Consider the following 24,457-nt stretch of genomic DNA (forward strand, 5'->3'; position numbering starts at 1 on the left):
AGCCGGGCCGCCCGCCTTGGCCTGCGCGGAACGGACGCTGGGAGCCACCCGGAAAGGCGTGTCATCAATCTCTAGTATGATTGAGAGATGGTTCGCAAATCACATTTCGATCCGCAGCGCGTGCGCGAGGAAATCGCCATTGCGGCTGCGCGGCTGATCGCCGAAGACGGTCTGGACTACGCAACGGCCAAGCGTAAAGCGGCGCGGCAAGTGGTCGGCGAGAGCCGTGTTGCCGGCGAATGGCTGCCGGATAACGACCAGATCGAAGAAGAAATCCGCGAATATCAATCGCTGTTCCAGGGCGACAGCCAGCCGGCCCTGTTGCGCCGGCTCAGGCGCGTCGCGATCGACTGGATGCAGCGCCTCGCGCCGTTCAATCCGTATCTGACGGGCGCGGTGCTCGGCGGCACGGCCGGCGAACATTCGGATATTCATCTTCAGGCGTTCTGCGACAACCCGAAAGAAGTCGCGATCTACTTTCTGAACGCCAACATCCAGTATGACGTCTCGGAAACGCGGCATTTCTCCGGACGCGGTTATGTCGAGACGCTGAGTTTCCTGTGGCGCCCGGCGAACGAAGGGCGCGATGCGGAGCCGGTCGGCATCCACGTCGCGCTGTACGAGACGGACGACTTGCGCGGCGCGGTACGTGCCGACGCGCGCGGCCGCACCGCCCGCGCGAATCTGCAGGCGGTTCAGGCGCTGCTCGACGACAGCGACGTCGCTCCTTCAACTAATTAGACAGACCCACGATGAACATGAGACGGATTCTGGCAGGGGCGCTGGTCGCGATCGTCGCGGCGGGCGGCGGGATGCTGGCTAATCATTGGCTGAACGGCGGCAATTCGGAACTCGCGCACGCCGCGCAGCCGGCATCCGCTGAAAGCGCCGTCAATCAATTGTGGAGCGCGCCCGTTACGAACGTCGACGGCAAACCACAATCGCTAAGTTTGCTTAAAGGCCACCCAATCGTCGTCAACTTCTGGGCGTCCTGGTGCGGTCCGTGTGTCGAAGAAATGCCGGCTCTGTCGCGACTTCAGCGCGAATACGCAAAAAAAGGGATCCAGTTCGTCGGACTTGGCGTCGATTCGGATAAGAACATCCAGGCGTTCCTGCAAAAGGTGAAGGTGGCGTACCCGATCTATGTGACCGGCTTCGGCGGCGCCGACCTTGCCCGCGCGTTCGGCAATACCGCGGGCGGCCTGCCTTTTACCGTCGTGATCGACGCAAAAGGCAACATTCGCTCGACAAAATTAGGCCAAATTGACCAGAAAGAGCTGAAACAGACGCTCGACGCGCTGTAAATTTCACATTCTTTTGACGCTCAGATACCAGCGGAACGCATGACATTGTGCGCAAATCGCATAAATTTGAGAGAAGATGGGCGCCCGGAGCAGCGGCGAAAAGTCGCTGAAATTGATCCGAACGCGCGGGAAACTAGACAAGTTTCTCTAATCAGCGCTAAAGTGCGCCCAATTCCACGGAAAAAGAAGCGACCATGACGCGACTGCTGGTTCTGCACGGCCCCAACCTCAACCTTCTCGGCACCCGGGAACCTGAGGTCTACGGCCGCGTGACGTTGCCGCAGATCGATCAGGCGCTGGCGGACCGTGCAGCGGACGCCGGCGTCGAACTCGCGTCGTTCCAGAGCAATCACGAAGGCGCCCTGGTCGATCGCATCCAATCCGCCCGGACTGAAAAAACCGATTTCATTCTGATCAATCCCGCCGCGTACACGCATACCAGCGTGGCCATTCGGGACGCACTGGCGGGGGTCGGCATTCCGTTCGTCGAGATTCATCTGTCGAACGTGCATCGCCGCGAACCGTTCCGGCACCACTCGTATTTCTCCGACCAGGCTGAGGGCGTGATTTGCGGCCTCGGCTGGAAGGGCTATCTGTACGCGCTCGAATTCGCGCTCGACCGGCTGTCCGCCGGTTCGTCGCGCGGCTGATTCCAAACACGACTAATTTGAGCCGGCTGCGCACGCGCCGGCACTTCATGCATTGAAAGGGGCTGCCTGATGGATCTACGTAAACTGAAAACTCTGATCGACCTCGTCTCGGAGTCCGGTATTTCCGAACTCGAAGTGACCGAGGGCGAAGGCAAGGTCCGCATCGTCAAGAATGCGCCGCCGGTTTACGTGCAACCGTCCGCTTCGTACGCGCCGCAATACGCACAGCCGATGCCGGCACTGAGCGGCGAAGCGCCTGCCGCCGCGGCAGCAGGCGCACCGGCTGCGCCGGTCGCAGCCGAGCCGCAAGGCCACGTGGTGACCTCGCCAATGGTCGGCACCTTCTACCGCGCGCCGTCCCCGGGCGCCGATCCGTTCGTCCAGGTGGGCGACACGGTCAAGGAAGGCCAGACCATCTGCATCATCGAAGCGATGAAGCTGCTCAACGAAATCGAGTCGGACAAGTCCGGCGTGGTCAAGGAAATCCTCGTCGAAAACGGCCAGGCGGTCGAGTACGGCCAACCGCTGTTCGTGGTCGGCTGACGCGGCACGCTTTGCGTTCGCCGCCCGCGCGCCTGCCCTCCCGAGGCGCGCGACCGATCCTCTGAGGCAGCCCGCGTCGTCATCGACCGGGCGCCCATCGATGAGTCGAAAACCCGCTATGTTTGAAAAAATCCTCATTGCCAATCGCGGCGAGATCGCGCTTCGTATCCAGCGCGCCTGCCGTGAACTCGGCGTCAAGACGGTCGTCGTCTATTCGGAAGCCGACAAGGAAGCCAAGTATGTGAAGCTCGCCGACGAGGCGGTCTGCATCGGCCCGGCGCCTTCGAATCTGAGCTATCTGAACATGCCGGCGCTGATCAGCGCGGCCGAAGTCACCGACGCCGAAGCGATTCACCCCGGCTATGGCTTCCTGTCGGAGAACGCCGACTTTGCCGAGCGCGTCGAGCAGTCCGGCTTCACCTTCATCGGCCCGCGCCCGGAAACCATCCGGATGATGGGCGACAAGGTCACGGCCAAGCAGACCATGATCAAGACCGGCGTGCCCTGCGTGCCGGGTTCTGAAGGCGCGTTGCCGGAAGATCCGAAAGAGATCGTGAAAATTGCCCGCGCAGTCGGCTATCCGGTGATTATCAAGGCCGCCGGCGGCGGCGGTGGCCGCGGCATGCGGGTGGTGCACACGGAAGCGGCGCTGGTCAACGCGGTCAACATGACGCGCGAAGAAGCCGGCCGAGCCTTCGGCAACCCGCAGGTCTACATGGAGAAATTCCTGGAGAACCCGCGGCACATTGAAATCCAGGTGCTGTCCGATTCGTTCAAGAACGCGGTCTGGCTGGGCGAGCGCGATTGCTCGATGCAGCGCCGCCACCAGAAAGTGATCGAAGAAGCGCCGGCGCCGGGTATCGCGCGCCGCCTGATCGACCGCATCGGCGATCGTTGCGCTGACGCTTGCAAGAAGATGGGCTATCTTGGCGCGGGTACGTTCGAGTTCCTGTACGAAAACGGCGAGTTCTATTTCATCGAAATGAACACGCGCGTGCAGGTCGAGCACCCGGTGACCGAACTGATCACCGGCATCGACATCGTGCAGGAGCAGATCCGCATCGCGGCCGGCGAGAAGCTCGCTTACCGTCAGCGCGACATCGTCTTCAAGGGTCACGCGATCGAATGCCGGATCAACGCGGAAGATCCGTTCAAGTTCATTCCGTCGCCGGGACGCCTGACGTCGTGGCACATGCCGGGCGGCCCCGGCATCCGCGTCGATTCGCACGCCTACAATGGCTATTTCGTACCGCCGAACTATGATTCGATGATCGGCAAGCTGATCGCTTACGGCGCCACGCGCGAACAGGCGATCAAGCGGATGCGCATTGCGTTGTCGGAGATGGTGGTCGAAGGCATCCACACCAACATTCCGCTGCACCGCGAATTGATGCTGGACGCGAAGTTCGTCGAGGGCGGCACCAGCATTCACTACCTCGAAAACCGGTTGGCCGCGAAGCAGCAGGCCGCGCCGGAAGAAGCGTAAGTCATGAGCTACCGGGAACTGATCGCCGAGCTGGCACGCGAGCACGCGGAGGAATTCTCCGACGCGCTGCTCGAGTTGGGTGCGCTGTCCGTATCGGTCGAAGATGCTGACGCCGACACGCCTGACGAGCAGCCGCTGTTCGGCGAGCCCGGTCTCACGCCGGATCGCAAGGCGTGGCAGCATTCGCGCGTGATCGCGCTGCTGGCTCCCGAACACGAGCCGGCGGTGCTGCTCACCGCAGCGGCCAATGAGGTGGGTCTGGAAACCGCGCCCTCTTTCACCGTACGTGAAGTCGAGGAACAGGATTGGGTGCGGCTCACGCAATCGCAATTCGATCCGATTCCGATCGGCGAGCGCATCTGGGTCGTGCCGTCGTGGCACGACGCACCGGACCCCGAAGCACTCGTGCTGGAACTCGATCCGGGCCTCGCATTCGGCACCGGCAGCCATCCGACTACCCGCCTGTGTATGGAATGGCTCGAGCAATCGGTCAAGCCGGAGCAATCGGTGCTCGACTATGGCTGCGGCTCCGGCATCCTCGCGATTCTCGCGAAGAAGTGCGGCGCCAACCCGGTGTACGGTATCGACATCGATCCGCAAGCGGTCGAATCGGCGCGCCACAACAGCGAGCGCAATCGTGCGGAGATCACGTACGGTTTGCCTGACGAATGCCCCACCGGCGAGTTCGACATCGTGGTCGCCAATATTCTGTCGAATCCGCTCAAGCTGATGGCCTCGATGCTATCGTCGAAGGTCAAGCCGGGCGGGCGGATCGCGCTGTCGGGCATTCTCGCGCGGCAAGCGGACGAAGTGGCGCAGGTCTATGCGCACTGGATCGACATCGGCGTATGGCGCGAACACGAAGGTTGGGTATGCCTGACGGGAACGCGCCGCGAAAGCCATTAGAATAAGGCGTATTGTCCAACCAACAGCCTTTCGGCTTACCGGCTCAATATGCTCCTGGCGACGCGTTGCCCTTTCTGCGAAACCGTCTTTCGCCTGCAGCCGGCGCAGCTCGCTCTGCGCCGCGGCCTCGTGCGCTGCGGGCATTGCAATGAAGTGTTCGACGCGTCGAGCAGCCTGTTCGAACTGACCGAAGGCGGTGATTTCTCCACCGCCAAGCCGGTCGCTGCGGCAGCGGCGATCGAGGCGCTGTCGGGCGTACGCTCCGGCGGTCCCGATTTCAGCGCCGAAGCATGGGACCCGTGGGCGCCGGCGCCCGATGCCGTCATCGACAACCGTCTGCGTCACAACGCGAGCAATGTGCCGCTCAATCCGGTGTCGACCGGCGCGGGCGTCGCGGTCACGCCGCGCCACGCTACGGAGCCAGAATTGCCTTCCAGCGCCTTCACGGCGCCGATCCCGCCCGACCATGAACCGGTGTTCGCCAGCCCACCGCCCGAACCCGCCGCTGACGAGATCGAGCCGCCGGCAGAGGATGCGCCGCGGGTCTGGCACAAGACCGAACGCTCTTCCGAACATCTCGTCGACGAACCGGTTCTCAACGAATCCGCGACGTTGCACGGCATCCCCGACAGCGAGCCGTATTTCGGCGCGGCCGGCTCAGGCGCGGCCGGCTCAGGTGCGGCCGGCTCCGGCGCGGCCGGCTTAGGCGCGGCCGGCTCAGGCGCGGCCGGCTCAGGTGCGGCCGGCTCCGGCGCGAGCGGATCGAACACGGCGGGCGGCGCCGCGGCTGCGTCCAGTGGCGAGCCCTTCACGGTCCACCCGGTGCATGACGGCATCGATCCGTTCCCCGTGGTACGCGAAACGCGCCCGGCCGAACCGCGCCGGCTCGGCTGGATCATTCTCGGATCCGTGGTGGCGGGGTTGCTGGCCGTCGCGCTGCTCGCGCAACTCGCCTGGTGGCAGCGCGAGACGGTGATGGTCAACTTCCCGCGCTCGCAAGCGCTCTATGTGAAGGCCTGTGCGCAGCTCGGCTGCCAGGTCGCGCCGCCGCACGACATCGACGGCTTGCAGGTCGAGCCGTCCGATCTGCGGCAGATCGACGGTCCGCACAAGCTCGAACTGAAGATGCCGCTGCGCAACCGCTTCAATATTGCGCTGGCCTACCCCGCCATCGAACTCACTTTGCTCGACGACCAGAACAATGTCGCCGTGCGCCGCATACTGTGGCCGCAAGACTACGTCGCACCCGGCACGCCGATCGCGGCCGGTCTGCCGCCGCACACGACTCAAACCATGATCGTGCACCTCGACACGGGCAATGCAGTCGCCTCCAATTTCCGCGTTCAGATTTTTTATCCGTAGCGCTTACTCGTGCGCCCGGCACTGGCCGGGCGCGTTCACCGTCATTTCTGACGAATTTTCGGAGCACAGCAACATGAGTCAAGTCACGCTGGGTGGTAACCCGATCGAAGTAGCCGGCACGTTCCCGTCGGCGGGCGACAAAGCGCCCGCCTTCTCGCTGGTCGGCAAGGATCTGAAGCCGGTCTCGCTCGCCGATTTCGCCGGCAAGCGCAAGGTGCTGAACATCGTCCCGAGCCTCGACACGCCGACCTGCGCGACGTCGACCCGCAAGTTCAACGAAGCCGCCGCCAAGCTGACCAACACGGCCGTGATCGTCGTGTCGGGCGACCTGCCGTTCGCCGCTTCGCGCTTCTGCACGACCGAAGGCATCGAGAACGTCGTGACGGCGTCCACGTTCCGCAGCCATGACTTCGCGCAAGCCTACGGCGTCGACGTGACGAGCGGCCCGCTGACGGGCCTGACGGCACGCGCCGTGGTGGTGCTCGACGAGAACGACAAGGTCGTGCACGCCGAGCTGGTCGGCGAAATCAAGAACGAGCCGAACTACGACGCAGCGCTCGCCGCGCTGAAGTAAAACCTTCGCGCACGAGCCCCCGGCGCCGCGCTTCATGCGCGGCGCTGTCACATCGTCGCGCCCTTTCTCTTTACCGATTTTTACAGGAACGCTCGCCTTGGCTACGCTGATTTGCGGCTCGCTCGCCTACGACAACATCATGACCTTCGAAGGCCGCTTCCGGGAGCACATCCTGCCGGAGCAGGTCCACATCCTGAACGTGAGCTTCCTCGTGCCGACGATGCGCCGCGAGTTCGGCGGCTGCGCGGGCAACATCGCCTACTCGCTGCATCTGCTGGGCGGCGACGCGCGCATCATGGGCACGCTCGGCGCGACCGATTCGCAGCTGTATATGGACCGCTTCGAGCAACTCGGCCTGTCGACGGAAAACGTGCTCGTGGTGCCGGACACCTACTCGGCCCAGGCGATGATCACCACCGATCTGGAAAACAATCAGATCACGGCGTTCCACCCCGGCGCGATGCTGCAATCGCATCTGAACCGCGCCGATGAGGCCCGGGACATTACGCTCGGCATTGTCGCGCCGGATGGCTACGACGGCATGGTCCAGCATTCGGAACATCTGGCAGCGGCGGGCGTGCCGTTCATCTTCGATCCGGGCCAAGGTTTGCCGCTCTTCGACGGCGCGTCGCTGCGGCGCATGATTGAACTTGCTACTTATGTAGCTGTCAACGATTACGAAGCTAAACTGGTGAGCAATAAAACGGGTTGGTCGATCGAAGAAATCGCCAGCAAGGTCGATGCGCTAATCGTCACGCTAGGCGAACACGGTGCACAGATCCATCACACCGGCGGCGTCGAAGAGATTCCAGCGGTCAAGGCACAGCAAGTGCTCGACCCAACAGGCTGCGGCGACGCGTTTCGCGGCGGTTTGCTGTACGGCATCGAAAACAAGCTCGGCTGGGCCACCACCGGCCGTCTCGCGAGCCTGATGGGCGCACTGAAGATCGAACACCAGGGCCCGCAAAACTACGCGCCCACCCGGGCGGAGATCAACGAACGGTTCAAGCAGGCGTTTGGTTATGACCTGCCGTAATACCGAGAGCTATTGGAGTTAGGGAATGAAAGCAATGAGTCGCCTGGTAGTGGCCGCCTTGATCGCCGGTTCGCTGGCTATGTCGGGGTGTGCATACAACAGTAGTTCTGCTGACGTCTATACGGCGTCGCAGGCACAGCGCGAAGAAACGGTCCGCATGGGCACGGTCGACAGCGTTCGCGCAGTGAAGATCAGCTCGAACAACGGCCAGCCGAGCGGCCTGGGCGCCATCGGCGGCGGCGCGCTGGGCGCGGTGGCCGGCAGCTCGATCGGCGGCGGCCGCGGCTCGATCGTGACGGGCATCATCGGCGGTCTGGCCGGCGCAGTGGCTGGTAATTCGATCGAGAACGGCGTCGCGGTGCGCGACGGTCTCGAGGTCACGGTGCGACTCGACGACGGCGATATGCGTGCGATCACGCAAAGCGCCACCGGTGAAATCTTCCGCGCCGGCGACCGCGTGCGGCTGCTGTCCAGCGGCGGCGTGACGCGCGTCACCCACTAAGTTTTCCCCTCTCGCGCGGCAACGCTTCACGCGCCGCCGCGGCGACCTCACACGCATGCGCTCCCCTGTGCATGCGTTTTTTTCGTCCAAACGTTTTGAAGCCGTGAAGCACACGCTTCTACGAGACGAAAAAAATCCCGCCGCCGGAAACCCGGCGACGGGACGCTGACCGAGTAGCGCTCGTCACACTGCTACTTAAGCGCTACTCGATCATCGGACACATCGTGCGACGTGTCGAAGTACTTCCACCGCTTACGGACGGCTGCCCGTCGGGAACGGCCATGCCGCTGCCGGGTTCAGCGCGGTCTTCACCGTCGCCGCCGGTGCGCTCGAGACAGAAGTCGCAGCGGGTGCAGGGGCAGCCTTCTTGGCGACGGCCTTCTTCGCAGGGGCAGCCTTCTTCGCAGGCGCAGCGGCCTTCTTCGCGGCAGCCTTCTTGGCAGGCGCAGCCTTTTTAGCAGCAGCCTTTTTCGCAGGTGCAGCTTTCTTGGCAGCAGCCTTCTTGGCAGGCGCAGCCTTCTTAGCCGGTGCTGCCTTCTTTGCTGCGACCTTCTTGGCCGGCGCTGCCTTCTTTGCTGCAACCTTCTTCACAGCGGCTTTCTTAGCCGGTGCTGCCTTCTTCGCTGCAACCTTCTTCACAGCGACTTTCTTGGCTGCAACCTTCTTGGCCGGTGCAGCTTTCTTCGCTGCAACCTTCTTTGCCGGTGCTGCCTTCTTCGCTGCAACCTTCTTGGCCGGTGCTGCCTTCTTCGCTGCAACCTTCTTCACTGCCACTTTCTTTGCAGCGACTTTCTTTGCCGGAGCGGCCTTCTTAGCCGGCGCAGCCTTCTTTGCTGCAACCTTCTTGGCTGCGGGTTTCTTCGCGGCGGCTTTCTTTGCAGTTGCCATCATTTTCTCCTTCAGGTTTTCAGATGAGAGTCAGTTCAAACTACACCCTTCGTCAAAACCCGCTTCCCGCGGACGCTTCTCAGGGCGCGCGCTACGAAGCGGGCTATTCATCGGCGTACGCAGGTGCTGCGCGCTTACGCTAATGAATGCGGTAAGGCGCGCCGTGCCCTTGGGCACCGCGCGCCAGATCTGGTCAGCGCTGAAACTCAGCGCCGGCAATTGCTTGATCGAGCCGCCGGCGGTCGCGCCAGCGGCTTTTTCCGGGGGGAAGTTTGCCCATCCCACTGAAGGGTTCGCAAAGTGCCTGTCATGTTTGTGGGCCACGAAGGCACGCGGCGCACCGGGCAAGCTTTGCATCAGGCGGTTCTGCTCCTAGCCAAAATTGCCGCGGCCACGGCCGACGGCATCCCCATCGATGAATGCATCTGCGACACGAACCCGGATCACTCCCAGGTCAGCGCGCCGCCAGTTTGATATTCGATCACTCGCGTCTCGAAGAAGTTGCGTTCCTTCTTCAGGTCGATCATCTCGCTCATCCACGGGAACGGGTTTTCCTCGTTCGGGTACAGCGGATCGAGACCGATCTGCTGGCAACGGCGGTTGCAGATGAAGCGCAGATAGCTCTTGAACATCGACGCGTTGAGGCCGAGCACCCCGCGCGGCATCGTATCTTCTGCGTAACGATATTCAAGCTCGACCGCTTGCTGGAAGATCTCGCGGATTTCCGCGCGGAACTCAGCCGTCCAGAGTTGCGGGTTTTCGAGTTTGATCTGGTTGATCAGGTCGATGCCGAAGTTGCAGTGCATCGACTCGTCGCGCAGGATGTATTGGTACTGTTCCGCCGCGCCGGTCATCTTGTTCTGACGGCCGAGCGCCAGGATTTGTGTAAAGCCGACGTAGAAGAACAGCCCTTCCATCACACAGGCGAACACGATCAGCGAGCGCAGCAGGGTCTGGTCTGCCTCGAGCGTGCCGGTCTTGAAGGCCGGGTCGGTCAGCGTGTGGATGAACGGAATCAGGAATTCGTCTTTCGCGCGGATCGAGGAGACCTCGTGATACGCGTTGAAGATTTCGCCTTCGTCGAGGCCCAGCGATTCGACGATGTACTGGTAAGCGTGCGTGTGGATCGCCTCTTCGAACGCCTGGCGCAGCAGGAACTGGCGGCATTCGGGCGCCGTGATGTGGCGGTAGGTGCCCAGCACGATGTTGTTGGCGGCCAGCGAGTCAGCCGTCACGAAGAAGCCCAGGTTGCGCTTGACGATGCGTCGCTCGTCTTCGGTCAGACCGTTCGGGTCTTTCCAGAGGGCGATGTCGCGCGACATGTTCACTTCCTGCGGCATCCAGTGGTTGGCGCAACCAGCCAGATACTTTTCCCAGGCCCACTTGTACTTGAACGGCACCAACTGATTGACGTCGGTCTGGCCGTTGATGATGCGCTTGTCGGCGACATTGACCCGAGCTTCCGAAACGGCAGCCGTTCCTGCAGCGTGAGCGACGGGAGCGACAGCGATGTCGTTCGCGAAGATGTCTTGAGCCGAGGGAGCATGAGGAGCGGAACGCGTTCCGACTTGCGAACCAACAGCCGATCCCGCAGCGTTGCGCAACACATTCTGTTGCGTAGCGCTCGACGGAGTTACGGCAGTGATCTCGTCATCCCAGTTGAGCATAAATGTCACCATCAATTTAGAACGGTTTGTACCATCTTTTCACGAGCGATAAAAGAGTTCGCTGATGAAAAATCCTGTTTTCGATTCGCGTTGCTACGTTCATACAACACTTTGTTCAACAGACTGTGGGTGTCGCCTCATGTGAGGTGTGTTGAACGCGTGTCGTCGAGGTGCTTCGCGAGCTCGAAGAGCAACGTGTCGAAGCGACGTTTCGCTGCTCTATCTATCTGTATTGCGGAGCGTGCTTGCAGCGTCTTGTGGTTGCTTCCTGCTGCCTCGCGCTTGCGTCGCCATTGCCTGGCGTTGGCCGCTTCGTCAGCGCTAGCGAGGTGAAGTTCAACGCAATGTCGAGCGATGCATATGGCCGGCTGTGTCGCGATCGATCCGTCGATCGAGCCGTTTGCTGAGCGCCCGGCGTCGAGCGCTTCGTCTGTGCTGCCGACTGCTGACTGCTGATCTACCGCTTTGCTACTTCCTTCTGCTTCCTTCAGCTACTTCAATCTGCTGCCGCGGTTTCGATGAACAGCGCGGCTCCCATCTTCATCGCCGCGCCGCTCATCCGCTTCGCTACTGCTTCACTCACGCGAAGCTCGCTGCTCGCCGCATGCGGGTCATTACCTACGACCCGTCAGCAAGCAGCGATTCTGCTGCTTGCTTCCTGCTTACTGGCAAGCCTCGCACTCTTCAAAGCCAGGGTCGCCCGGACGCATCATGCACACCGGACCATCCGCTTCCGGCGCTGCTTCAACCGCGACTGCCGCCGCTGCCTGGACGCCGCCTGCTGCGCCACCCGCAGCACCGCCGCTCACGCCGAAACCACCAGCCGCGCCACCGCCGACATCACCCGCACCGCCCGAGCCTTCGCCGCCACCCGACGACACCGCGTTCAGCGCGCCGTGCGCCACCGTCGACTTCTCGACGTGGGTCGCCGCCATCGTGCGGAGGTAGTAAGTCGTCTTCAGGCCGCGCACCCATGCGAGCTTGTAGATCTCGTCGAGCTTCTTACCCGACGCGCCGCCCATGTAGATGTTCAGCGACTGCGCCTGGTCGATCCACTTCTGACGGCGCGATGCCGCTTCGACCAGCCACTTCGGGTCGACTTCGAACGCCGTAGCGTAGATCGCGCGCAGGTCGGCCGGGATGCGGTCGATGCGCGAGAGCGTGCCGTCGAAGTACTTCAGGTCGGCGACCATCACTTCGTCCCACAGGCCGCGCGCCTTCAGGTCGCGCACCAGGTAGTCGTTGACCACCGTGAATTCGCCTGACAGATTCGACTTCACGTACAGGTTCTGGAAAGTCGGTTCGATGCAAGCCGACACGCCGATGATGTTCGAGATCGTCGCCGTCGGCGCGATCGCGACGCAGTTCGAGTTGCGCATGCCGTAGGTGGCGATGCGCGAACGCAGTTCGGTCCAGTCCATCGACTCGCTCGAGTCGACTTCCACATAGCCGCCGCGCGCTTCGGCCAGCAGCTTCACCGAGTCTTGCGGGAGGATGCCGCGATCCCACAGCGAGCCGCGGTAGCTGGAGTAGCGACCGCGCTCCTGCGCCAGTTCGGTCGACGCGTAGTACGCGTAGTAGCAGACCGCTTCCATCGACGTGTCGGCGAACTTGACCGCCTCTTCCGACGCGTACGGCGTGCGCAGCAGGTGCAGGCAGTCCTGGAAGCCCATGATGCCCATGCCGACCGGACGATGCTTCAGGTTCGAGTTACGTGCCTTGGCGACCGCGTAGTAGTTGATGTCGATGACGTTGTCGAGCATGCGCATCGCCACGCTGACAGTGCGCTTCAGCTTGTCGTGGTCGAGCACCAGGGTGCCGTCGGCCTGTTCTTTCAAATGTGCAACAAGATTCACCGAGCCCAGGTTGCAGACGGCGATTTCGGCGTCGCTGGTGTTCAGCGTGATTTCCGTGCACAGGTTCGACGAGTGGACGACGCCGACGTGCTGTTGCGGCGAGCGCACATTGCACGGATCCTTGAACGTGATCCACGGGTGGCCGGTTTCGAAGAGCATGCCCAGCATCTTGCGCCACAGCTGCGCCGCCGGAATCTTCTTGAACAGCTTGATCTCGCCGCGCGCGACCTTGTCTTCGTAAGCCGTGTAAGCCGCTTCGAACTCGGCGCCGAACTTGTCGTGCAGGTCCGGGCAGGTGGACGGCGAGAACAGCGTCCAGTCGCCGCCTTCGTGCACGCGCTTCATGAACAGGTCGGGAATCCAGTTCGCCGTGTTCATGTCGTGGGTGCGGCGACGGTCGTCGCCGGTGTTCTTACGCAGCTCGAGGAATTCCTCGATGTCCAGGTGCCACGTTTCCAGGTATGCGCACACCGCGCCTTTGCGCTTGCCGCCCTGGTTCACGGCCACCGCCGTGTCGTTGACGACCTTCAGGAACGGCACCACGCCTTGCGACTTGCCGTTGGTGCCCTTGATGTGCGAGCCGAGAGCACGCACGCGCGTCCAGTCGTTGCCCAGACCGCCGGCGAACTTCGACAGCAGCGCGTTTTCCTTCAGCGCTTCGTAGATGCCGTCGAGGTCGTCGTCGACCGTCGTCAGGTAGCACGACGACAGTTGCGAGCGGCGGGTGCCCGAGTTGAACAAAGTGGGCGTGGACGACATGAAGTCGAAGCTCGACAGCACGTTGTAAAACTCGATCGCGCGCGCTTCGCGGTCGATCTCGTTCAGCGACAGACCCATCGCAACACGCATAAAGAATGCCTGGGGCATTTCGATACGCACGCCGTCGTGATGCAGGAAGTAACGGTCATACAGCGTTTGCAGGCCAAGGTAGCCGAATTGCAGATCGCGGTTGTTGTCGAGCGCGGCGCTGAGGCGCTTCAGGTCGAACTGCAGCAGCTTGTCGTCGAGCAGTTCGGCTTGCACGCCGCGCTTGATGAACTGCGGGAAGTACTCGGCATAGCGCTCGCCCATTTCCGCTTGCGTGACTTCCTCTTCGAGGATCTCGCGGCGGATCGTGTGCAGCAGGATGCGTGCGGTGACCTGGCTGTAGGCCGGGTCTTTTTCGATCATCGTGCGGGCGGCCAGGATCGCCGAGTCGTAGACCTGGGTCATCGGCACGCCGTCGTACAGGTTCTTCACCGTTTCCGCGACGATCGGCTCGGCGCTCACGGCGTCGCCCAGGTTCGCGCAAGCGGATTCGATGATGCCGCGCAGCGCTGCCATATCCAGCGGACGGGTGACGCCGTTATCCGTCACGTTCAGGCCCGGCGCGCCGCTGGCTGCCTGCTCGTCATGACCGCGCGCCTGACTGCGCTTCTCGCGGTACAGCACGTACGCACGCGCGACGTTGTGCTCGCCGCCGCGCATCAGCGCGAGTTCGACCTGATCCTGGATGTCTTCGATATGGAACGTGCCGCCGTTCGGGCGGCTGCGCAGCAATGCGCGCACCACGTTCAGCGTGAGTTGCTCGACCAGCTCACGCACCCGTGCCGACGCCGCGCCTTGACCACCGTTGACGGCCAGAAATGCCTTCGTCACGGCGATGGCGATTTTCGACGGTTCGAACGACACCACGCTGCCGTTGCGGCGGATCACCTTGTAGTCGGCATACGTCGCTTGCGGCGCGAGCGCTTGTGCGCCTTGTGCCTGGCCGAAGGCCTGGCCAGTCGGTGAGCCCTCGTACCGGGTCGTCACGTTGTCGGTGGTTTGCATGTGCAAGCTCCTGGTCCTGGAAATGTTGCGGTGAAAGCCGCGGATTAAAACGAACGCTGCGCCGCCGCGTGCGCAAGCGATGGGGTGCAGGAAAAAGGCCGGCTGAGCCAGGTGGCGGGATGCGACGGCGATGAAGCTGAATTTGATTTGAAAACGGTCTTCATCGTGTGTGTCGCGATCACTTGCTGTGCCCTTTTCCTGAATGCTTCTGGACGCTGCCGGTTCCCGCTACCGGCCGTGCCGCAGGAATTGTTTTTCGCTGCCTGGAATGCTTGCGGCGCCATGCTCTGGGAGCGGGGCGCCGCACGGCAACACAAGATATAGTGCAAAACTGGATTTCTGGCACCAAGTATAGTGGAGTTTCAAGACAGATCAAATCGATTTATTTGCGCCTTCGGGGTTGACTTTTGGATCGCACGACGCGAAGCCGACTCTCCTGAGAGCAAGGCTGCGCCTCGCTCTCCTCGCATCACGCGAACTCACGCGAAGGGTCGTTACCGCGTTTTGGAAAACTTGAGATAGGGGAAATACCGATCCGCGAGCGCGGTGTCGCGCTGCAGACGCTGCCACTCGAAATGCGGCCCTGGATCGGTCTTGCGACCGGGGGCGATGTCCGAGTGACCGACGAGCGCTTCGACCGGATAGCGGGCCTTGAGCGCCCTCACGAGCGCGCCGAGCGTGTGGTATTGCGCTGCTTCGAAGGCCGTCGTGTCGCTGCCTTCCAGCTCGATGCCGATGGAGAAATCATTGCAGCGCTCGCGGCCGAAAAAATTCGACGGCCCGGCGTGCCAGGCGCGCTCGTCGCACGACACATATTGTTCGAGCACGCCGTCGCGGTGAATCACGAAATGCGCCGACACCCGCACGCCTCGCAGGTGCGTGTCGTAGTACGGGTGGGCATCGCAGTCGAGACGATTCTGGAACAGTTCGGCGATCGCCGTGCCGCCGAACTCGTTGGGCGGCAGGCTGATGTTGTGGACGACGATTAGCGTCGGCACGGCGCCGGCGGGCCGCGCCTCGAAATTCGGCGATGGCAATTTGCGTGCGGCGGCGACCCAACCGTCGGCATCGACGGTGAACTCGACGCTCATCGAGCGTCGCGGCCCGTCGGCCGCGCGCTGTGACGCTGCGCGTGCGCGGCGCTGCAGAACGGCTGCCCGTCCACCACTACCGAATCGCTCTTCGGCGCATGCACGCCGCACTCGACGCAACGGATCATCGGCTCGGCGAGCTGCGGCTGCGCTCCAGCGGACGCAGGCGCGCCACCATTCGGGCCTTTTGCACCCGCGGCGCCATTCGCGCCAGCGCCGGTGCGCTGCGCCGATTGCGCTTCATGACGACGCAGCGCCTTCACCAGCCACTGGCCGACGATGAACAACAGGATCAGCAAAAAAATTTGTCGCATAGGACGCTCACACTACGGCACGGTGCAACAGCACCTCGAAAACGAAACGGCTGCCGACATACGCCAGCAACAGTGCGACGAACGACGCCAGCACCCAGCGCAACGCTGCACGGCCGCGCCAGCCGGACACCTTGCGCGCGGTCAGCAGCGCGCCGAACATCACCCAGGAAAGAATCGCGAAGACGGTCTTGTGATCGAGCCGCAATGCACGGTCGACCAGTTGCTCGCTGAACAGGATGCCCGAGACCAAGGTGAGCGTAAGCAGCACGAAGCCCGCGCCGATCAGACGGAACAGCAGCTTCTCCAGCGTCAGCAGCGGCGGCAAGGTATCGAGCCAACTGGACAGCCAGCCGTTCCCCGCTGCGGCCGCATGCCGCTGCGCAAGGCCGCCGCGCATTGCGTGCAGCCGGCGCTCGACCATCAGCATCAGAATCGCGTGCAGCGCCGCGATCGCGAACAAACCGTACGCGATGTTGGCGATCAGGAAGTGCAGCTTGAACATCGGCGCGGCCGAGTACGGCAGCACGCGCACGCCGTTGAACGCGAGCGGCAATAAAGACGCCACGCAGGCGAGCGGCAGCACCAGCAGGCGCAGCCCGTCGAGCGGAAAGAAAAAGCTCTCGATCCAGTAGATGCCGGCGCCGAGCCAGAACATCGCCGACAGCGCGAACGCGAAGCCGAACACCATCGCGTTCTGGGGAAAGATGGTGGTATGCAGCAGCACGCCGTGCGCGAGCAGCGCGACGAACAGCAGCGCGCGGCCCGACGTGCTCATGCCTGAGGCGGCCGATGAGGCCGCCGTAGCCGGCATGCCCGCGCCGGCCGGCACCGGCGGCACGCTCCCGAGCATGGGGCGCACGGTGGCGTGCCGGTGCGAGCGCCAGCCGGCGACGGCGAGACCGCCGTACAGGAGTGCGGTGAGGGCATACAGTACAATATCCATATTCGAAGTTTACACTAGGCCCCTACTCCGCGACGTCTTCCACTTCGCGCGCTGCCCGGGCCGCACTGTTCATCGCTCCCCATGCTCGACAATCTGACTCAACGGATGGCGCGCGTCGTCAAGACGCTGCGCGGCGAAGCCCGGCTCACCGAGGCGAACACCCAGGAAATGCTGCGCGAAGTGCGCTTGGCGCTGCTCGAGGCGGACGTGGCGCTGCCCGTCGTGCGCGAGTTCATCGCCAAGGTGAAGGAAAAGGCGCTCGGCGAGGAAGTCATCAGCAGTCTGTCGCCGGGTCAGGCGCTGGTCGGCGTGGTGCAGCGCGAGCTGACCGCGGTGATCGGCGGCGACTACGAAGGCAAGGCCGCCGAACTCAATCTCGCCGTCACGCCGCCGGCCGTCATCCTGATGGCGGGTCTGCAAGGGGCCGGCAAAACCACCACGGTCGGCAAACTCGCCAAGTTGCTGCGCGAGAAGTACAAGAAGAAAGTGCTGACCGTTTCGTGCGACGTCTACCGCCCTGCCGCTATCGCGCAGTTGAAGACGGTGACCGAGCAGGTCGGCGCGGACTTCTTCCCGTCGGAACCGGATCAGAAGCCGGTCGATATCGCGCGCGCCGCGGTCGACTGGGCCAAGCGCCACTACCATGACGTGCTGCTGGTCGACACGGCCGGCCGTCTCGGTATCGACGAAGCGATGATGCAGGAGATCGCGGCGCTGCACAGCACGCTGAAACCGGCGGAAACGCTGTTCGTGGTCGACGCGATGCTGGGTCAGGATGCGGTGAACACCGCCAAGGCCTTCAGCGACGCGCTGCCGCTCACCGGCGTTGTGCTCACCAAGCTCGACGGCGATTCGCGCGGCGGCGCAGCGCTCTCCGTGCGTCATGTGACAGGCAAGCCGATCAAGTTCGTCGGCGTCGCCGAAAAGCTCGACGGCCTCGAAGTCTTCTATCCGGACCGTATGGCGAACCGGATTCTCGGCATGGGCGACATTCTCGCCCTTGTCGAAGAAGCGCAGCGCGGTGTGGACGTGCAAGCCGCGCAGAAGCTCGCGGATAAGGTCAAGAAAGGCGGCGACTTCGACCTCAACGACTTCCGCGCGCAACTCTCGCAGATGAAAAACATGGGCGGCCTGTCCACGCTGATGGACAAGCTGCCCGCGCAGTTCCAGCAGGCCGCCGCGGGCGCCGACATGGGCCAGGCCGAGAAACAGATGCGCCGCATGGAAGGCATCATCAATTCGATGACGCCGCAGGAGCGCGCCAAACCCGAACTCATCAAGGCCACCCGCAAGCGCCGTATCGCCGCGGGTGCGGGCGTGCAGGTGCAGGAAGTCAACCGCATGCTGAATCAATACGACCAGATGCGCACGATGATGAAGAAGCTCAAGGGCGGCAATCTGCAGAAGATGATGCGCGGCATGAAGGGCATGTTGCCCGGCATGCGCTAAGCTTTACCAAGACGGCGGCGCCCGCGATGCCGTGCATGAACGGCTCGCGCGGCTGACTCCGAGTTTGTGCGGGTTTATTCTGTACCGCACACCGCCGTTCTCACCCACACTATGTATACAGTTACCGCCCGTCAGACGTCATGAACCGCGAAGAAGCTCTCCACATTTTTAGCCACTCCGAAGAAATCGTTTCGGCCGACGACGTCAACGCGTCGATCCGCGGCATGGCGGCCGCCATCCGCGACGAAATGAGCGAGGACTTCCCGCTCGTGCTGTCGGTAATGGGCGGCGCGGCGGTGTTCACCGGCATGCTGCTGCCGCACCTCGATTTCCCGCTCGAGTTCGACTACATCCACCTGACCCGCTACCGCAACACCACCAAGGGCGGCAACGAGATGCAGTGGCGCGTGGCGCCGGCCGAGTCGGTGAAGGATCGCGTGGTGCTGGTGCTGGACGACATTCTCGACGAAGGCGAGACGATGGCCGCGATTCGCGACCGCATCCTCGCTATGGGCGCGAAGCGCTTCCTGAGCGCGGTGCTGTGCGAGAAGATCATTCCGAAGGCCAAGCCGCTGCGCCCGGATTACTGCGGCTTCGAAGTGCCGGACCGCTATGTGTTCGGCTGCGGAATGGATGCCAAGGGCTATTGGCGCAACCTGCCGACCATCCGCGCGTTGGCCGAAGGGGCGTGAGTTTCCAGTTTGTACATGCCTGCGGCTGAAGTCGCGGCAAACGAAAAAGCGGCCTTTGCAGGCCGCTTTTTTTTCGTTTGCCGTGTGACACCCGCTTCATAGTTGATGCACGAAGGTTCGAATCCCGCCCAGCATCATCTCGACTGAGATGGCCACCAGCACGAGCCCCATCAGCCGCTCGAACGCCATCATCGCGCGCTCGCCCAGCCAGCTCTGAATCCGCTCGGCCAGCATCAGCACGATCGCGCAGACAATCATCGTGACGGTCAATGCACCGATCCACTCGAACATCTTGCCAGGCGCCTGCGACGTCAGCAGCATCACCGTCGCCAGCGCCGACGGACCCGCCAGAGCCGGAATGGCGAGCGGGACGATCAGCGGCTCGCCGCCGCGCGCGTCGCCACCGAACGGACCGTCCGGATGCGGAAACACCATCCGGAGCGCGATCAGAAACAGCACGATCCCGCCGCCGATGCGCAACGACTGATCCGTCAGGCTCATCATGCGCAGGAACCGGTCGCCGACCACCATGAAGACCAGCAGGATCGCGAAGGCGATCGCCACCTCACGGAGAATGACGGCCGTGCGCCGCTTGGGCACCACGCCGCGCAGACAACTGATGAAGAGCGGAATATTGCCGAGCGGGTCGGTGATCAGTAGCAGCAGGACGGTGGCGGACAGGAAGGTGTACTCCACCGTCCGCTCCGCTTAGTGCGCCAACGCAGCGCGGATCTTCCCGATCACCGTTTGGGCGGCGTCTTCGACCGGCAGCAGCGTCGCTTCAGCGTCGCGGCGCCCCTGGTATTCGAGCTTGCCTTCCTTCAGGCCACGATCGCCGATCACCAGACGATGCGGCACGCCAATCAGCTCCCAGTCGGCGAACATCACGCCCGGGCGCTCGCCGCGATCATCGAGGATCACGTCGACGCCCGCTTCGACCAAGGCCGCGTATAGCTTGTCGGCCTGCTCGCGCACGGCTTCGCTGCGGTCATATCCCATCGGGCACAACACGACTTCGAACGGGGCGATCGATTCCGGCCAGATGATGCCCTTGTCGTCGAAATTCTGTTCGATCGCCGCGCCGAGAATACGCGTGACGCCGACGCCGTAGCAGCCCATTTCCATCGGCTGCGGCTTGCCGGTTTCGTCGAGGCACGTGGCGTTCAATGCTTCCGAATACTTCGTGCCGAGCTGGAACACGTGGCCGACTTCGATGCCACGGCAGATGTCGATTACGCCCTTGCCGTCCGGCGACGGATCGCCTTTCTGCACGTTGCGGATATCGGCGACGAGCGGTTCCGGCAGATCGCGGCCCCAGTTCACGCCGGTTGTGTGGTAATCGACCTCGTTCGCGCCGACCACGAAGTCGCTCATGTTCGCGACCGTGCGATCCGCGACCACCTTGACCGGCTTCTTCGTGTTGATCGGGCCGAGGTAACCCGGCGGCGTGCCGAAGGTCTCGACGATCTCGGCTTCAGTGGCCATGCGGAATTCGGCCAGACCCGGCAGCTTGCTCGCCTTGATCTCGTTCAGATCGTGATCGCCGCGCAGCATCAGCAGCCAGATAGTCGGCTCGGCGCCTTCGTTTTCCGTGGCGAGAACGATCGACTTGATGGTGCGCTCGAGCGGAATGTTCAGCAGTTCAGCCACGGCTTCGCACTTGGCCTTGCCGGGCGTTGCGGTCTTCTTCATTTCCTCGGCGGGCGCTGCGCGCTCCTTGTAGAGCGGCAGCGCTTCAGCGGCTTCGACGTTCGCCGCGAAGTCGGATGTCGGGCAGTAGGCGATCGCGTCTTCGCCGGTCTCGGCGATCACGTGGAATTCATGCGAACCGCTGCCGCCGATCGAACCGTTGTCCGCCGCCACCGCGCGAAAGTCCAGGCCGAGGCGCGTGAAGATGCGCACGTAGGCGTTGTACATCTTGCGATAGGACTCGCGCAGACCTTCTGCGTCCTTGTCGAACGAATACGCGTCTTTCATGATGAACTCGCGGCCGCGCATCACGCCGAAACGCGGACGGATTTCGTCGCGGAACTTCGTCTGGATCTGATAGAAGTTCACCGGCAACTGGCGGTAGCTCTTGATCTGGTTGCGCGCAATGTCCGTCACCACTTCTTCGTGGGTCGGTCCGATCACGAAATCGGATTGCTTGCGGTCCTTGAAGCGCAGCAGCTCGGGGCCGTACTTTTCCCAGCGGCCCGACTCCTGCCACAGCTCGGCCGGCTGCACCGCCGGCATCAACAACTCGATCGCGCCTGCCCGGTTCATTTCTTCGCGCACGATGGCTTCCACCTTGCGGATCGAGCGCAGGCCGATCGGCAGGTAGTTATAGATGCCGCCGGCGACGCGGCGGATCATGCCGGCACGCACCATGAGCTTGTGACTGACGATCTCGGCGTCGGCGGGAGCTTCTTTCAGGGTGCCGATAAAGAAACGGGAAGCTTTCATTCAGATTTTCCAAAAGCGGCGGCTCCGGAGGGACCGCCCGAAAGGTGAAAACGGTGGGGAATCAACGCAGACCCGGCGCAGGCCCGCCAGACCACGGCGCCGACGCTGCCGCGCAAAGCCTTTGCAGCAAAGGGTAAGGCGCGGGAAGACTGACAGGCTACCGCAAACGCGGTCCTTTTGCGGCGAATCGTTCCATTCTGGTGCGAATCGGTGCGTCGGGACCGTTATCTGTTTATAATCAAAGCAATTTTAAAGGATTCGAAGGTGGTTGTATGCTGGATCGTGAAGGCTTTCGCCCGAACGTCGGCATCATCCTCTTGAACGCGCACAACGAGGTGTTTTGGGGCAAACGGCTCCGTGAACATTCCTGGCAGTTTCCGCAAGGGGGCATCAAGTACGGTGAGACCCCCGTGCAAGCGATGTATCGGGAGTTACACGAAGAAACCGGCCTGCTTCCTGAGCACGTCAAGGTGATTGGTCGCACGCGCGACTGGTTGCGTTATGAGGTGCCTGACAAGTTCATCAAGCGCGAAGTACGCGGTCATTACCGCGGCCAGAAACAAATCTGGTTTTTGCTCCGGATGGTTGGACGCGATTGCGACATCTGCTTGCGCGCCACCGACCACCCTGAGTTCGATGCGTGGCGCTGGAACGAGTACTGGGTGCCGCTCGACTGTGTGATCGAGTTCAAGCGGGATGTGTATCAGTTGGCGCTGACGGAGCTATCCCGTTTCATGCGCCGGGCTGCGCCGCGTGCGGAAAAACCTGGCGGGCACCATGGGCCGCGTTATCCCCGGATAGCGTCGTCGATGGAAGGTCCGCCAGATTCGACGATGATGACGGTGACCTCCGTTAGCATCGAAACATCGATTCACACGACGTCGATTGTGTCCGATTGCGGGCCGGGTTCCGGGTCGGAAACCGAAGTGGGCGCCGCGTCGGGACAAGAAGACGAACCAGAGCGCGAAACCGCCGGCTCGCTCTTTCGAAGAGGCGTGCGCAGTTGATAATCTGTGCGGCTGTCCATGCCGCCTCTGCTGGCGCGGCTCGATAGCCGCGCCAGTGTTTCGAGGAAATCATATTGAAAGCACTTGCTCTCGTCGTGGCGTGCGTCGCCACCGGCGCCCTGCTGGCTGGCTGTTCGAGCGCCGGCAAACCAACCAATAAAGACGACAGCGCGTTCACCTATCTGCTGGACCGGAAGGGTACCTGGGTTGAAAACAAGGTGGACACCTTGCCGCCGCTGCCGCAAGACTCGAATCTGCTGCCCTTCGAGGTTTCCGGCAACACGCCGCTGCAGTTCTCGATCGACAAAAACTCGCTTAGCGTCGGCACCGACGGCGTGGTGCGCTATACCGTGGTCGTGACGAGCCCCAGCGGCGCGCGCAATGTGAATTACGAGGGGATTCGCTGCGACACCTACGAATGGCGTCTATATGCGGGCCTGAACGCGGATCACGACGGCTGGGACAGAACGGTCGCGAACGACTTCACCCGCATCGAGAACGGCGCACTGAACGCCTATCAGGCGGCGCTATACCAAGATTATATGTGCGCGAACAAGATACCCACGGGCAGCGCGAAGCAGATTGTCGAGAATATCCGCTACAAGCGCACGGCGACCTCAATGATCCGCTGAGGCGTTTTATTGGGCGTTCTTCACATCTGAGCGACGCATCGCGGAAGTAAAAAAGCCGTTCCAGCTCACGCTGGAACGGCTTTTTTGTATGCCGCGCAGGCCCTGCTGTGGCGGCGGATCAGACCAGCACGAGGTTGTCGCGGTGAATCAACTCCGGTTCCAGCATGTAGCCGAGTACCGATTCGATATCGCCGCTCGGACGCCGCTGGATCAGCTTGGTTTCCGCGCTGCTGTAGTTCGTCAGACCACGCGCGACTTCCCGCCCGGCGACGCTCAGACACGCAATTACTTCGCCGCGCGCAAACGCGCCCTGCACGCCGACGATGCCGATCGGCAGCAAGCTCTTGCCGCCCTCTGTCAGCTTCTCGACCGCGCCGTCGTCGATCACGACGTGGCCGCGCACCTGCAGGTGATCCGCCATCCATTGCTTGCGCGCCGCCATCCGCGCGGTGCGCGCAATCAGCTGCGTGCCGATCGCTTCGCCCGAGGCGAGTCGCGACAACACATCCGCTTCGCGACCGCTCGCGATCACCGTGTCGGCGCCGCTGTGCGCCGCGCGCTTGGCCGCAAGAATCTTGGTCAACATGCCGCCGCGGCCGAGGCTCGAGCCCGCGCCGCCCGCCATCGCTTCGAGTTCCGGCGCGCCGGCATCGGCTTGCTGGACAAGCGTTGCGCTCGGATCCTTGCGCGGGTCGGCGGTAAAAAGACCTTGCTGATCGGTGAGGATGACGAGCGCATCCCCTTCGATCAGGTTCGCGACGAGCGCACCCAGCGTGTCGTTGTCGCCAAACTTGATTTCGTCGGTCACGACCGTGTCGTTCTCGTTGATGATCGGCACGACGCCCAGGCGCAGCAGAGTCAGCAACGTGGAGCGCGCGTTCAGATAGCGTTCGCGGTCGGCCAGATCGGCATGCGTCAGTAGAATCTGTGCGGTCTGGATCGAATGCGCGGCAAAGCGGCTCTCGTAGACCTGCGCCAAGCCCATTTGGCCGACGGCCGCGGCCGCCTGCAATTCATCGATTTCGCGTGGCCGCCTGGTCCAGCCGAGCCGCTGCATCCCTTCAGCGATGGCGCCCGAGCTGACCAGCACGACTTCCTTGCCCTGCGCGCGCAGCGCCGCAATCTGCGCGGCCCAGCGGCCGATCGCAGCATGATCGAGGCCACGCCCGTCGTTGGTGACGAGGCTCGAGCCGACTTTCACTACCAATCGCCGTGAATCTGCGATGACGGAACGCATTGTGCGCGGTCTCCCAAGATGACGCGTGATGTCTGCCGGCAGCCTCATTTAAGCAGCCGGC

Annotated in this window: 24 protein-coding genes; 14 read left to right on the top strand and 10 right to left on the bottom strand. The window is 62.8% G+C overall.

The window, feature by feature from the left end; all coding sequences use genetic code 11:
- The first annotated feature begins 87 nt into the window (after positions 1 to 87).
- From AC07WT_RS18450 to AC07WT_RS18495, 10 genes are all read left to right on the top strand, one after another.
- Positions 88 to 741: a UDP-N-acetylmuramate--alanine ligase gene (locus tag AC07WT_RS18450; RefSeq protein WP_494948037.1), complete on the top strand. Its 654-nt coding sequence runs from the start codon at positions 88 to 90 to the stop codon at positions 739 to 741.
- 11 nt (positions 742 to 752) lie between these two features.
- Entirely contained in the window at positions 753 to 1,304 is a 552-nt protein-coding gene (locus tag AC07WT_RS18455) for a TlpA family protein disulfide reductase (protein WP_494948038.1), read from the top strand.
- A gap of 194 nt (positions 1,305 to 1,498) precedes the next feature.
- Positions 1,499 to 1,954, top strand: a complete 456-nt coding sequence (gene aroQ / locus AC07WT_RS18460) for a type II 3-dehydroquinate dehydratase (protein WP_063497372.1) — start codon at positions 1,499 to 1,501, stop codon at positions 1,952 to 1,954.
- A 69-nt stretch (positions 1,955 to 2,023) separates the two neighbouring features.
- Complete coding sequence (gene accB, locus AC07WT_RS18465; protein ID WP_492594432.1) at positions 2,024 to 2,497, top strand: acetyl-CoA carboxylase biotin carboxyl carrier protein; 474 nt, start codon at positions 2,024 to 2,026, stop codon at positions 2,495 to 2,497.
- 118 nt (positions 2,498 to 2,615) lie between these two features.
- The gene (accC, locus tag AC07WT_RS18470) at positions 2,616 to 3,983 is read left to right on the top strand and encodes an acetyl-CoA carboxylase biotin carboxylase subunit (RefSeq protein WP_492594433.1); all 1,368 of its coding nucleotides are present in this window, start codon (positions 2,616 to 2,618) and stop codon (positions 3,981 to 3,983) included.
- Between the two features lie 3 nt (positions 3,984 to 3,986).
- On the top strand, positions 3,987 to 4,889 hold the full coding sequence (gene prmA / locus AC07WT_RS18475) for a 50S ribosomal protein L11 methyltransferase (RefSeq protein WP_492594434.1): 903 nt from the start codon (positions 3,987 to 3,989) through the stop codon (positions 4,887 to 4,889).
- A 48-nt stretch (positions 4,890 to 4,937) separates the two neighbouring features.
- Positions 4,938 to 6,251: a zinc-ribbon and DUF3426 domain-containing protein gene (locus AC07WT_RS18480; protein WP_494948039.1), complete on the top strand. Its 1,314-nt coding sequence runs from the start codon at positions 4,938 to 4,940 to the stop codon at positions 6,249 to 6,251.
- A gap of 73 nt (positions 6,252 to 6,324) precedes the next feature.
- The gene (tpx, locus tag AC07WT_RS18485) at positions 6,325 to 6,825 is read left to right on the top strand and encodes a thiol peroxidase (protein WP_494948040.1); all 501 of its coding nucleotides are present in this window, start codon (positions 6,325 to 6,327) and stop codon (positions 6,823 to 6,825) included.
- A 97-nt stretch (positions 6,826 to 6,922) separates the two neighbouring features.
- Positions 6,923 to 7,861, top strand: coding sequence for a carbohydrate kinase family protein (locus AC07WT_RS18490; RefSeq protein WP_494948041.1), 939 nt, complete (start codon positions 6,923 to 6,925; stop codon positions 7,859 to 7,861).
- A 25-nt stretch (positions 7,862 to 7,886) separates the two neighbouring features.
- Complete coding sequence (locus tag AC07WT_RS18495) at positions 7,887 to 8,363, top strand: outer membrane lipoprotein (protein ID WP_494948042.1); 477 nt, start codon at positions 7,887 to 7,889, stop codon at positions 8,361 to 8,363.
- A 252-nt stretch (positions 8,364 to 8,615) separates the two neighbouring features.
- Here AC07WT_RS18495 and AC07WT_RS18500 read toward each other — a convergent pair whose 3' ends face one another.
- From AC07WT_RS18500 to AC07WT_RS18530, 7 genes are all read right to left on the bottom strand, one after another.
- On the bottom strand, positions 8,616 to 9,251 hold the full coding sequence (locus AC07WT_RS18500) for a histone H1-like DNA-binding protein (protein WP_494948043.1): 636 nt from the start codon (positions 9,249 to 9,251) through the stop codon (positions 8,616 to 8,618).
- A gap of 30 nt (positions 9,252 to 9,281) precedes the next feature.
- Positions 9,282 to 9,608, bottom strand: a complete 327-nt coding sequence (locus tag AC07WT_RS18505; protein ID WP_492594440.1) for a hypothetical protein — start codon at positions 9,606 to 9,608, stop codon at positions 9,282 to 9,284.
- An 86-nt stretch (positions 9,609 to 9,694) separates the two neighbouring features.
- The gene (locus tag AC07WT_RS18510; RefSeq protein ID WP_492594441.1) at positions 9,695 to 10,918 is read right to left on the bottom strand and encodes a ribonucleotide-diphosphate reductase subunit beta; all 1,224 of its coding nucleotides are present in this window, start codon (positions 10,916 to 10,918) and stop codon (positions 9,695 to 9,697) included.
- Between the two features lie 662 nt (positions 10,919 to 11,580).
- Complete coding sequence (locus AC07WT_RS18515; protein ID WP_494948044.1) at positions 11,581 to 14,586, bottom strand: ribonucleoside-diphosphate reductase subunit alpha; 3,006 nt, start codon at positions 14,584 to 14,586, stop codon at positions 11,581 to 11,583.
- A 494-nt stretch (positions 14,587 to 15,080) separates the two neighbouring features.
- The gene (gene ampD / locus AC07WT_RS18520) at positions 15,081 to 15,677 is read right to left on the bottom strand and encodes a 1,6-anhydro-N-acetylmuramyl-L-alanine amidase AmpD (protein ID WP_494948045.1); all 597 of its coding nucleotides are present in this window, start codon (positions 15,675 to 15,677) and stop codon (positions 15,081 to 15,083) included.
- Positions 15,674 to 15,991 (bottom strand): PP0621 family protein, encoded by a 318-nt coding sequence (locus AC07WT_RS18525; protein WP_494948046.1) that lies wholly within the window; start codon positions 15,989 to 15,991, stop codon positions 15,674 to 15,676. Before AC07WT_RS18525 ends, ampD begins: the two co-directional genes overlap by 4 nt.
- Before the next feature lie 7 nt (positions 15,992 to 15,998).
- Complete coding sequence (locus AC07WT_RS18530) at positions 15,999 to 16,934, bottom strand: cytochrome C assembly family protein (RefSeq protein ID WP_494948047.1); 936 nt, start codon at positions 16,932 to 16,934, stop codon at positions 15,999 to 16,001.
- Positions 16,935 to 17,015: 81 nt separating this feature from the next.
- Here AC07WT_RS18530 and ffh point away from each other — a divergent pair, with 81 nt between their 5' ends.
- Both ffh and AC07WT_RS18540 read left to right on the top strand, forming a co-directional pair.
- Complete coding sequence (ffh, locus tag AC07WT_RS18535) at positions 17,016 to 18,383, top strand: signal recognition particle protein (protein WP_494948048.1); 1,368 nt, start codon at positions 17,016 to 17,018, stop codon at positions 18,381 to 18,383.
- A 140-nt stretch (positions 18,384 to 18,523) separates the two neighbouring features.
- Positions 18,524 to 19,075 carry a hypoxanthine-guanine phosphoribosyltransferase gene (locus AC07WT_RS18540; protein WP_492594447.1) on the top strand — a complete coding sequence of 184 codons (552 nt, stop codon included), beginning with the start codon at positions 18,524 to 18,526 and terminating at the stop codon, positions 19,073 to 19,075.
- 96 nt (positions 19,076 to 19,171) lie between these two features.
- Here AC07WT_RS18540 and AC07WT_RS18545 read toward each other — a convergent pair whose 3' ends face one another.
- Positions 19,172 to 19,771 carry a MarC family protein gene (locus tag AC07WT_RS18545; RefSeq protein ID WP_494948049.1) on the bottom strand — a complete coding sequence of 200 codons (600 nt, stop codon included), beginning with the start codon at positions 19,769 to 19,771 and terminating at the stop codon, positions 19,172 to 19,174.
- A gap of 12 nt (positions 19,772 to 19,783) precedes the next feature.
- Complete coding sequence (locus AC07WT_RS18550) at positions 19,784 to 21,520, bottom strand: proline--tRNA ligase (RefSeq protein ID WP_492594449.1); 1,737 nt, start codon at positions 21,518 to 21,520, stop codon at positions 19,784 to 19,786.
- Positions 21,521 to 21,792: 272 nt separating this feature from the next.
- Here AC07WT_RS18550 and AC07WT_RS18555 point away from each other — a divergent pair, with 272 nt between their 5' ends.
- Entirely contained in the window at positions 21,793 to 22,527 is a 735-nt protein-coding gene (locus AC07WT_RS18555; protein ID WP_492594450.1) for an RNA pyrophosphohydrolase, read from the top strand.
- 74 nt (positions 22,528 to 22,601) lie between these two features.
- Positions 22,602 to 23,159 (top strand): CNP1-like family protein, encoded by a 558-nt coding sequence (locus tag AC07WT_RS18560; RefSeq protein ID WP_494948050.1) that lies wholly within the window; start codon positions 22,602 to 22,604, stop codon positions 23,157 to 23,159.
- A gap of 118 nt (positions 23,160 to 23,277) precedes the next feature.
- Here AC07WT_RS18560 and proB read toward each other — a convergent pair whose 3' ends face one another.
- A complete protein-coding gene (proB, locus tag AC07WT_RS18565; protein ID WP_492594452.1) occupies positions 23,278 to 24,396 on the bottom strand; it encodes a glutamate 5-kinase in 1,119 nt (372 codons plus the stop codon).
- Positions 24,397 to 24,457 lie beyond the last annotated feature (61 nt).

The sequence above is a fragment of the Paraburkholderia sp. GW821-FHT02A12 genome, assembly GCF_059422005.1.